General features: G+C 43.3%; 9 protein-coding genes. 8 read left to right on the forward strand and 1 reads right to left on the reverse strand.

Translation table 11 applies throughout. The features are described from left to right. Window position 1: 1 nt before the first annotated feature. The 7 genes from Q4592_RS14715 to Q4592_RS14745 all read left to right on the forward strand — a co-directional run bounded on the left by Q4592_RS14715 (window position 2) and on the right by Q4592_RS14745 (window position 7,013). Entirely contained in the window at window positions 2–1,081 is a 1,080-nt protein-coding gene (locus Q4592_RS14715) for a glycosyltransferase family 4 protein (protein ID WP_303514452.1), read from the forward strand. Then, window positions 1,081–2,217 carry a glycosyltransferase family 4 protein gene (locus Q4592_RS14720; protein ID WP_303514453.1) on the forward strand — a complete coding sequence of 379 codons (1,137 nt, stop codon included), beginning with the start codon at window positions 1,081–1,083 and terminating at the stop codon, window positions 2,215–2,217. The genes Q4592_RS14715 and Q4592_RS14720 overlap by 1 nt, the downstream gene beginning before the upstream one ends. Beyond that, entirely contained in the window at window positions 2,204–2,824 is a 621-nt protein-coding gene (locus tag Q4592_RS14725) for a sugar transferase (protein WP_303514456.1), read from the forward strand. The genes Q4592_RS14720 and Q4592_RS14725 overlap by 14 nt, the downstream gene beginning before the upstream one ends. A gap of 2 nt (window positions 2,825–2,826) precedes the next feature. Beyond that, complete coding sequence (locus tag Q4592_RS14730; protein WP_303514458.1) at window positions 2,827–3,447, forward strand: acetyltransferase; 621 nt, start codon at window positions 2,827–2,829, stop codon at window positions 3,445–3,447. Between the two features lie 82 nt (window positions 3,448–3,529). Continuing rightward, complete coding sequence (locus Q4592_RS14735) at window positions 3,530–4,699, forward strand: DegT/DnrJ/EryC1/StrS aminotransferase family protein (RefSeq protein WP_303514461.1); 1,170 nt, start codon at window positions 3,530–3,532, stop codon at window positions 4,697–4,699. Between the two features lie 34 nt (window positions 4,700–4,733). Continuing rightward, window positions 4,734–6,632 (forward strand): nucleoside-diphosphate sugar epimerase/dehydratase, encoded by a 1,899-nt coding sequence (locus tag Q4592_RS14740; RefSeq protein ID WP_303514463.1) that lies wholly within the window; start codon window positions 4,734–4,736, stop codon window positions 6,630–6,632. A 9-nt stretch (window positions 6,633–6,641) separates the two neighbouring features. Continuing rightward, a complete protein-coding gene (locus Q4592_RS14745) occupies window positions 6,642–7,013 on the forward strand; it encodes an AAA family ATPase (protein WP_303514465.1) in 372 nt (123 codons plus the stop codon). Between the two features lie 69 nt (window positions 7,014–7,082). On the opposite strand, the gene Q4592_RS14750 is transcribed toward Q4592_RS14745, so the two are convergent. After that, complete coding sequence (locus Q4592_RS14750; protein WP_303514467.1) at window positions 7,083–8,864, reverse strand: long-chain fatty acid--CoA ligase; 1,782 nt, start codon at window positions 8,862–8,864, stop codon at window positions 7,083–7,085. 603 nt (window positions 8,865–9,467) lie between these two features. On the opposite strand from Q4592_RS14750, the gene galT reads away from it, so the two are divergent. After that, the coding region (galT, locus tag Q4592_RS14755; RefSeq protein ID WP_303514471.1) for a galactose-1-phosphate uridylyltransferase at window positions 9,468–9,793 on the forward strand (326 nt) is incomplete at its 3' end.

Genomic DNA, 9,793 nt, shown 5'->3' on the forward strand with positions numbered 1-9,793 from the left:
CGTGAAGCGTGTTTTAGTGTTAACTAAATATTCTCAGTTAGGCGCTAGTTCTCGCATGAGAACCATCCAATATATTGATTATTTAAAAAGCCAAGGCTTTAGCATCGAAGTCAGTAGTCTTTACGACGATGAGTATTTAAAAAACCTCTATAGTGTGGGCAAAAGAACCGGTGTGGTGCGCTGTTATCTGAATCGTTTGAAGGTATTGTTACAGGCGCGTCAATTCGATATGTTGTGGGTAGAGAAGGAACTGTTCCCTTATTCTCCAGCGGTGTTTGAGCGACTATTGAAGCTGTTAAGTATTCCTTATGTGGTTGATTACGATGATGCCATTTTCGCAAATTATCAATACTCGAGACATCGCCTAGTGAGGCTTTTCCTTAAGAATAAAATCGCAACAGTGATGAGGCTCTCTACTCACGTAGTTGCTGGGAATAAGTACCTAGCAGAGTATGCTGAAGCGTCAGGTGCTAAACGGGTGACAATTGTTCCGGCAGTCATTGATGCAGAGAAATACCAAGTATCAAAAAAGGATAGCGAAAAACAACTCACTATCGGCTGGATTGGCAGCCCTACTACCCAAATCTATTTAGCCAATATTGCAAAACCTATCGAAACAGTATGTAAGCAGTTTAATGCAAAGCTTGCGGTAATGGGGGCTTCTCATTCTATTAAAGATGCTTTTAAATCGGTTGAATTAGAAATTTACCCGTGGAGTGAGGATGAGGAAGTCGCTTTTGTTCAAAGTTTAGACGTGGGCGTTATGCCTCTGGTAGATGGTCCTTGGGAAAAAGGAAAATGTGGCTTCAAATTGATTCAGTACATGGGCTGTGCGGTGCCTGTTATGGCCAGCCCTGTTGGAGTGAATGAAAATATTGTGCTTGAAAATAACTGTGGGTTATTGGCGCGCTCTGAACAAGAGTGGCTTGATGGGATGACAAGTTTATTGCAGTCGGAGTCACTTCGTCAACAATATGGTCAAGCAGGCAGAGTAGCAGTTGATAATTGCTTTTCTGCTCAGGTACAGCAAAAGGTTCTGGGTCATATTTGGCAAGAAACTTGTGATAGTCAGGAGCGCTGATGCAAAAGATTTTAGTTATCGCCAGTTTTGCTGATTCGATCATCGGATTTCGTGGTGACTTGTTAAAAGCGATGAAAGACCAAGGGAAAGATGTGCATGTGGCTGCGCCAGATTATACCGAGGAGCAAAAGCATGCCTTACAAGACCTAGGTGTTACTCCCCATAGTTATGCTCTTCAACGCACCGGTTTAAATCCAATAAAGGATACTAAAAGCCTTATTTCGCTTTATCAGGTGATTAAACAAGTCAAACCAGAGCAAACCCTTGCCTATACCATTAAACCGGTAATCTATGGGGCTATTGCTGCACGGTTGGCGGGTGTTAGAAATGTCTACTCAATGATTACAGGCTTGGGTTACGTGTTTACCCAACAGTTAACCGCAAAGCAAAAGCTCTTACATCAGATTGTGTGTACCTTATACAAAGTAGGCTTAGGTTTTTCTAAAGGTGTTTTTTTTCAAAACCCTGATGATGCTGAATTATTCATCAGCAAGAGCTTGGTAGCTAAGAGCAAAACAACGTTGATAAATGGCTCGGGTATTAACCTACAACGTTTTCCAGAGCTGGCTTTGCCAGAAATGGACTCAGATAAACCAGAACTTCATTTTTTACTGATTGCTCGTTTATTAAAAGACAAAGGGGTAGCGGAGTACGCCGAAGCGGCTAAGCAGCTAAAAGCACAAGGTTATTCTTGTGTATTTCATTTGGCCGGATGGATAGACGATAACCCAAGCGCTATATCGCAACAGGACTTAGATTCATGGATAGATCAAGACTTGATTGAATACCATGGGAGAGTGAGCGATGTAATAGGCCTCATTCAACAATGCCATCTATATGTATTGCCTTCATATCGCGAAGGTACGCCTAGAACGGTACTCGAAGCGATGAGCTGTGCGAGAGCGATTATTACTACAGATGCTCCTGGGTGCAGGGAAACGGTAGTGAATAATCAGAACGGTTACTTAATTAAGCCTAAAAGCGCGGATTCATTAACTACCGCGCTAACAAGGTACCTTGAACAACCTGAATTGGTAAAGCAGCATGGTTTAGCGAGCAGGCAATATGCTGAGCAACGCTATGACGTTAATCGAGTAAACCAGCAAATATTGAATGTGATGAATGGAGTTGATTGATTTGTTTAGGGATAAAGCATTTTATTTTTGTGAGCGCTTACTTGCCGCCGTTGCGTTGGTGGCACTAGCGCCCTTATTGCTCGTATTATGTTTAGTGGTTGCTATTAAGTTGGGGCGGCCGGTATTTTTTACCCAGTTACGCCCTGGGCTTCAAGGTAACGCTTTTAAAATGATTAAGTTTAGAAGTATGCGAGATGACAAAGACGCCCATGGGCAACTGTTGTCAGATGCGGAACGTTTGGGAACGTTTGGCAAAATGCTTAGGGCAAGTAGTGCAGATGAACTGCCAGAGCTTTGGAATATTGTAAAAGGCGAGATGAGCTTCGTTGGCCCCCGGCCATTACTTATGGAGTATTTGCCGCTTTATTCAGATGAGCAAGCAAAGCGACACAATGTGAAGCCAGGTATAACCGGTTGGGCACAAATCAATGGGCGTAATGCCTTAAGTTGGCAGCAAAAATTTGAGTTAGATGTTTGGTATGTTAACAATCGCAGTGTATTGCTAGATATAAAAATACTCTTTTTAACCCTTAAAAAGGTGTTTGTTAAAGAGGGAGTCAGTGCTGAAGGTGAGGCGACCATGACGAAATTTACAGGGAACCAATAAACATGAACCTCGCGATTTATGGTGCTGGTGGTCATGCAAAGGTAGTTGTGGAGTTGGCTAAGCAATTAGCTTATCACTCCATTGTGTTGTTTGATGAGCGGTGGCAAAAACTTGAACCTTTAGAAGGGTGCGAAGTCATTGGTGGCTGGCAAGCAATGTTAGACTATTTGTCGTCAACTGAGAGCTGCAGCGCTCACGTTGCTATTGGCCACAATATTACACGATTAGACCGCTTAAAAGCGTTACAACAATTGGAGGTTCGCTTACCTGTTTTAGTGCATCCAAGAGCCTACGTATGTAGTTCAGCTCAGTTAGGTGATGGAAGTGTTGTAATGGCAAATTCAACGGTCAGTGTAGGATGTGAGATTGGATTAGGAAATATCATAAATCATAATAGCTCCATTGATCATGACGTAATTTTAGCCGATGGCGTGCATATAGCACCTGGTTGTAACCTTGCTGGTGAGGTAAAGGTAGGTCGTGCCACAATGGTTGGAATCGGCAGTTCCGTTATACAGCAAATTATCATTAAAGAACGAGCTATCATAGGGGCTGGCTCAGTAGTGGTTAAAGATGTGAAGCCTGCCGAAAAAGTGTACGGAAACCCTGCCAAAACACACTAATTACTTAGTCCAAAGTTGTAGCTTGTCTATTTTTAACGCATTATAGAGCTGCAAATTTAAAGGATTAAAAATAGTAAAAGATATGCAAGATTTCCCTCCTTGGCCCAGCTTTACAGAGCAAGAAGCCCAAGCTGTAAGTAAGGTTCTATTATCTAATAAAGTTAACTATTGGACTGGTGAACAAGGCAAACACTTTGAGCAGGAGTTTGCGGAGTGGGCTGGAGTTGAGCATGCTATCGCCATTGCCAACGGTACCCTAGCTTTAGAACTCGCATTAAGGGCTTTGAATGTCGGTGAAGGCGATGAAGTTGTCGTCACTTCTCGTACCTTTATCGCGTCAGCCAGTTGTATCGTTAATGTGGGGGCTACCCCGGTATTTGCTGATGTCGATCTAGACAGTCAAAATGTTACCGCTAGCAGTATCTCAAATGTGATTTCAAGCAAAACCAAGGCCATTATTTGTGTGCATTTGGCAGGCTGGCCCTGCGAGATGGACCAGATAAACACTCTAGCAAAAAAGCAGGGCTTATTTGTTATCGAGGATTGCGCCCAAGCACATGGCGCGCTTTATAAAGGCAAATCTGTTGGCAGCTTAGGTGATATAGCGGCATGGTCATTTTGCCAAGACAAAATTATGACTACCGGTGGCGAAGGAGGCATGGTGACGACTAATAGCCGCGCACTCTGGGACAAAATGTGGTCATACAAAGACCATGGGAAATCCTATGATACGGTGTTTAATAAACAACACCCTCCAGGCTTTAGATGGTTACACGAAAGCATCGGCAGCAACTGGCGTATGACCGAAATGCAAGCTGCCATTGGCCGTATTCAATTACAGCGTATGCCTAGTTGGCAACAACAACGCGAGGCGAACGCTACGCTATTGGCCAGCAGCCTGAGTGAATTCTCTTTTATCCGAATTCCTCAAGTGCCTGATTACATACAGCATGCTTATTATAAATTTTATGTATTTATCGAATTAGATAAGTTAAATGGAAAAACTAGAGACCAATTAATAAGCTGTTTAAATGAAGCTGGCGTGCCTTGTATGCAAGGTACTTGCAGTGAGGTTTACCTTGAGAAAGCATTTGATGGTTTAGATGTTTTGCCTAGCAAGCCCCTAGAAAATGCAAAACAGTTAGCGGCTAACTCATTGATGTTTATGGTTCACCCTACTATTACTCGTGAGGATATGCTCGCGGTGTGCAAAAAGATAACGCTAAGTTTACAAGGCTTGCTTGGCCAATAACTGCTAGCGCAAAGATGATCTAAAAGGAATTTAGATGTTACCTCAACTTAATGCGATGAGTTGGTTTGAATTACCGACTCGCAGACAAAAAATCGCCATAGTTTTTGGCTTAGACTTACTCTTTTTAAGTTTGGCTTTCTGGGGCGCATTGTGGGTGCGTTTTGAGTCTGCTCATTATTTTTATGACGTACCTACATGGGTAACATTCGTATCGGTGATCGTTACTACCCTCGTTGGATTTTGGTATTTTGGTTTATATAGGGCTGTACTGCGTTATATAAACGAAAAAAACCTACAGGCGATTTTATTTAGTTTCGCCATTGCCACCTTGCTAATGATTGTCACTTCTTTTTATTTACAAGCCGTTATTCCAAGAACCGCACCATTTATTTATCTGGCCTTTGGGGTGATATTTTGTGGTGGTACGCGTTTCGCTATTCGCTTTTTGTTCGTTTGGTTGGAAAACGCCACCAAGCAGAACGTGATTATTTTTGGTGCTGGGGATAGCGGGCGCCAACTTCTTCAAGCTATTGGCCAAGGCGATGATTTTCAAGCGGTAGCGTTTATTGATGATAAAGAAGAACTACGTAACTCATTGATTCATGGTTTAACCGTATACCAACCTAAGCAGTTGCCAATGCTTATTCGTCGCTTTCACGCCACCAAAGTACTTTTAGCTATTCCTAATGCTGGTACTAAACGCCGTGCAGAGGTACTAACAGCACTAGCGGATTTGAATACCGAAGTACTAACAGTCCCTCGGCTTAATGACTTAGTTACCGGTGATGCAAAAGTTGATCAAATAAAAGAAGTGGATGTTGAGGATTTACTTGGCCGGGAGTCTGTAACACCAAACGCGCATTTAATGGAAAGTTCTATTCGCAACAAAACGGTGCTGGTGAGCGGTGCGGGTGGTTCTATTGGATCAGAATTATGTCGTCAGATCCTACAATTTAGACCCGCTCGGTTATTGTTAGTAGAGCGCTCAGAAGTCGCTTTGTATCAAATTGAACGAGAGCTTAAGGAGATGCGTGAAGCACTGGCTTTAAATATCGATTTAGTCCCATTGATGATCTCGGTACAGCACTTACCACGTTTGAGTGCGATGATGGAGGCAAGTAATGTTGATACGGTCTATCACGCTGCAGCTTATAAACATGTTCCTTTAGTGGAGCAGAATGTAGTAGAGGGGGTATGTAACAATGTATTCGGTTCATACAATATTGCGCAGGCAGCCATAAAAGCTAAGGTCAAAACCTTTGTATTAGTCTCTACTGATAAAGCGGTGCGCCCAACTAATGTGATGGGCGCAACCAAACGCTTGGCTGAACTGGTTATGCAAAGCTTAGCCGAGCAGCAATCTGACACGACTATAAGTATGGTTCGCTTCGGCAATGTGCTTGGATCTTCTGGTTCGGTTATCCCTTTATTCAAGGATCAAATTCGCAAAGGTGAAGCCCTAACAATTACGCACCCTGACATAATTCGTTACTTTATGACGATCCCTGAAGCGGCTCAGTTGGTTATTCAGGCCGGTTCAATGGCTAATGGTGGTGAGGTATTTGTGCTAGATATGGGTGAGCCAGTAAAAATAGCTGAATTAGCGAAACGCATGGTTCATTTGTCAGGCTTGGAAGTTCGTGACGATGAAAACCCCGATGGAGATATTGAGCTTCAATACACCGGGTTAAGACCTGGCGAAAAGCTATATGAAGAGTTACTGGTAGGGGACGATGAACGCCCAACAGACCATCCAAGGATCCTTACCGCCAATGAGAGCTTTATGCCATGGGACGAATTGATGGCGTTATTTGATGAGCTCAATGATGCCTGCGAAGCCATGGATAAAGATGCTGTTATCGCCTTACTTAAACAGGCACCGTTAGCTTATTGTCAGGAACAAGTTAAGCCTCAATTAAAAGCGGTTTCTTAGTAACGATTTATGACAACACTGACTCTTATTCGTGGTTTACCCGGTAGCGGAAAATCTACTTTGGCAGCAACTATTGATGCGGTGCAATTAGAAGCAGACATGTATTTTGTGAACAAGCATGGCGAGTATCTATATCAAGCGGAACAAATTGCTCAAGCCCATCAATGGTGCCAGCGAGAAACTGAACGAGAGTTAGCCCTGGGAAATGATGTCGTGGTAGCGAATACCTTTGTTCAGCAATGGGAAATGCAAAGCTATAGAGATTTAGCTATAAAATACCAAGCAGAATTAAAGATACTAGTTTGCAAAGGTGAGTATCAAAATGTGCATGGAGTGAATGAGCGAGTGATTGATGCTATGCGCAAGAAGTGGCAAGACTAAAGTTTATGACGGTACATTATCAATAAAAAAGGCGCTTCAAGCGCCTTTTTTATTGATTGCAGGGGGGATTTAAGCAATCCGTTTTTCTGCGTACATCGCACTGATTTGTTCTGCAAAGCGGCTTTCAATTACCGCTCTGCGTAGTTTCAGTGTTGGTGTTAGTTCGCCTTGTTTCATGCAGAACTCTCTAGGCAGCAAGGTAAACTGTTTTACTTGTTCAAATCGAGCTAGATTAGTTTGCACTTGTTTTAGCCTTGCTTGTATTAGCTGCTTAATTTCAGCATTTTCTAACAATTCATTGCGGTGCTGCCACTTAATGCCTAGCTGTTTGGCATGTAGTTCTAGCGCTTCAAAAGCGGGAACAATTAAGGCCGATACAAAGTGGCGAGCATCAGCAATAATAGCGACTTGTTCAAATAAGGGCTCGCGAATTAATGCGCCTTCAACCCTTTGCGGGGCAATGTATTTTCCGCCAGAGGTTTTCATTAACTCTTTAATGCGCTCGGTAAGTACTAGGTTACCTTCAGCATCTAAATTCCCTGCATCACCCGTATGTAACCAGCCGTCGATAATGGTTTCTGCGGTGGCTAGTGGCTTATTAAAGTAGCCGCGCATTACCGTGTCGCCTTTGACTAAAATCTCTCCTTGCTCAGAAATTTTTATCTGCAAGGCCTCTAGGGGTTGGCCAATGGTACTAATGCTTTTTTGTGTTTCGCTATAACAAGAAACAGTGGCGGTAGACTCGGTCATACCGTAGCCGTAGTTAATGGGTACATTCAAACTTTGGAAGAAACGGTTTATGTCATCTGCCAGTCTAGCGCCAGAGCAGGGCAGCAGGCGTGCAGGGCCAAAGATGGCTCGAAGTTTTGACAGTACTAACTTGTTGGCTAAACGATAACGTATGTTTAACCAAGCAGAAGGCTGCACTTGTTGTTGCTTAGCGACTAGCCGAAGTTCAGCTACTTTTAAGGCCCAATGAAACAGTTTCTGTTTAGAGGCTGAAGCAGTGGCAACTTTTTGCAAAATTGCTGCATGAATTTTTTCGTATAAGCGAGGCACGCTGCACATTAAGGTTGGCTGGCTGCGTGGCAAGGCTTTTTGAATCAGCGCGGGGTCTTCCAAGTATACGTTGGTTGCACCACGATACAGTACGTAATAAGTCCAAGCGCGTTCAAATACGTGGCTTAGCGGTAAAAAGCTAAGCGAAACATCTTTACTGTTCACACTTAAACGTTGGTCGTGCATAGCAAACGCTGCAGCAAAGTTAGCATGATCTAGCATTACACCTTTAGGTTCACCGGTGGTGCCTGAGGTATATATAAGCGTGGCTAAGTCGTCCATTTTTAGGTTTTGTTGGCGCTGTTCTAGTTCATCTGCGTCAATATTTTCGCCTAAGGCAAGCAATTGCGGCAAGCTCATCACGTTTTCTTGTTGAGTATGCTCGCTTTCTTCAAAACAGATTAAGGTTTCTATTTGGCCACTTTTCAGTAGTTCTAAACCTATTTCTATTTGCTCAGCTTGACCAACAAACAAAATCTTGCAGCCCGCGTCTTTTAGAATGTACTGGCTTTGATCTAGGGTATTGGTAGGGTAGATAGGCACCACACAACCTCGAGCAGCCAAAATACCCAGATCAGTTATGGTCCACTCAGGCATATTGGGTGACATAATTGCTACACATTGCTCTTCCTGGTGACCTAAACCAATTAAACCTTTTGCGACTAGCGTCCATTGCTGAGAAAAATCTGTCCATGTAAAACACTGCCAAGCCTGGTTGCGCCAAATTTTTAGCGCTACATTCTGAGCTTGCTGCTTAACTTGTTCGCTAAGCAAGGTAACGATGTGCTGCATGTATTTTACCTTTAAACGGATGAGGGCGAGATGCCACAATAAGGCGGCTATTTTAGGCAGTTTTACTTGGGCGAACAAGTGTAAGCTCAACATAATTGAAATTATATTTTGCTTTATTCTGACTCTGTGAATATAAAGCCTGTTAACTGCTAATAACTCATTGAAATTACAATGCTTTATATGGATTTATTGATTAATGATGAACGAATATGAATGACGAGCTTCATAAAAAAGGACTGAACCCTACAAGATAAAGTAAACGTTATCCTTTATGTGTTTTTATCTTTCTAAAACTCCCCTTAACTCTGTTTGTCAACTTATCGCAACGATTAACAGCCTCGAGTAATAACTAAGTGGCCGTAACTATAGAGAGACAGCCCATTTTTAGACTTATCGTTGATGATTTAACCATTAAAATTGGAAACGTTTTCCCTTTCGTGCTTCAATATATAGATAAAGAGGAGAGCGAATTACTTTTACTTGAAATCTGGGGCTACCCCGGCTTGCCTTAGGCGGCCAAGTAGGGATCTTTCGGGAGGCTGCTCAAGTATTGGTTTTTGCATTATCGGACTCGCCAAGTAGTAGCATTTTAGTGGAGCCTTCATGTTAAACACAGACTTTGACCCTACCGAACATCCGCATCGCCGTTATAACCCCTTAACGGGACAGTGGATATTGGTGTCGCCGCACCGTGCTAAACGCCCCTGGAGTGGCCAAGATGAAGCGCCGTCTACGGCGACCTTGCCGAGTTACGATGCCGGCTGTTTTTTGTGTGCTGGCAATACCCGTGTGTCGGGTGATAAAAACCCGGATTATACGGGCACCTATGTCTTTGGTAATGACTTTGCCGCGCTGATGACCGATTCACCCAGCGTACCCGCTGCCACCGACCCCTTGTTTACCAGCATGGAAGCCCGGGGCTTAAGCCG

This window comes from Agarivorans sp. 1_MG-2023, assembly GCF_030548385.1.
Taxonomy (GTDB): Bacteria; Pseudomonadota; Gammaproteobacteria; order Enterobacterales; family Celerinatantimonadaceae; genus Agarivorans.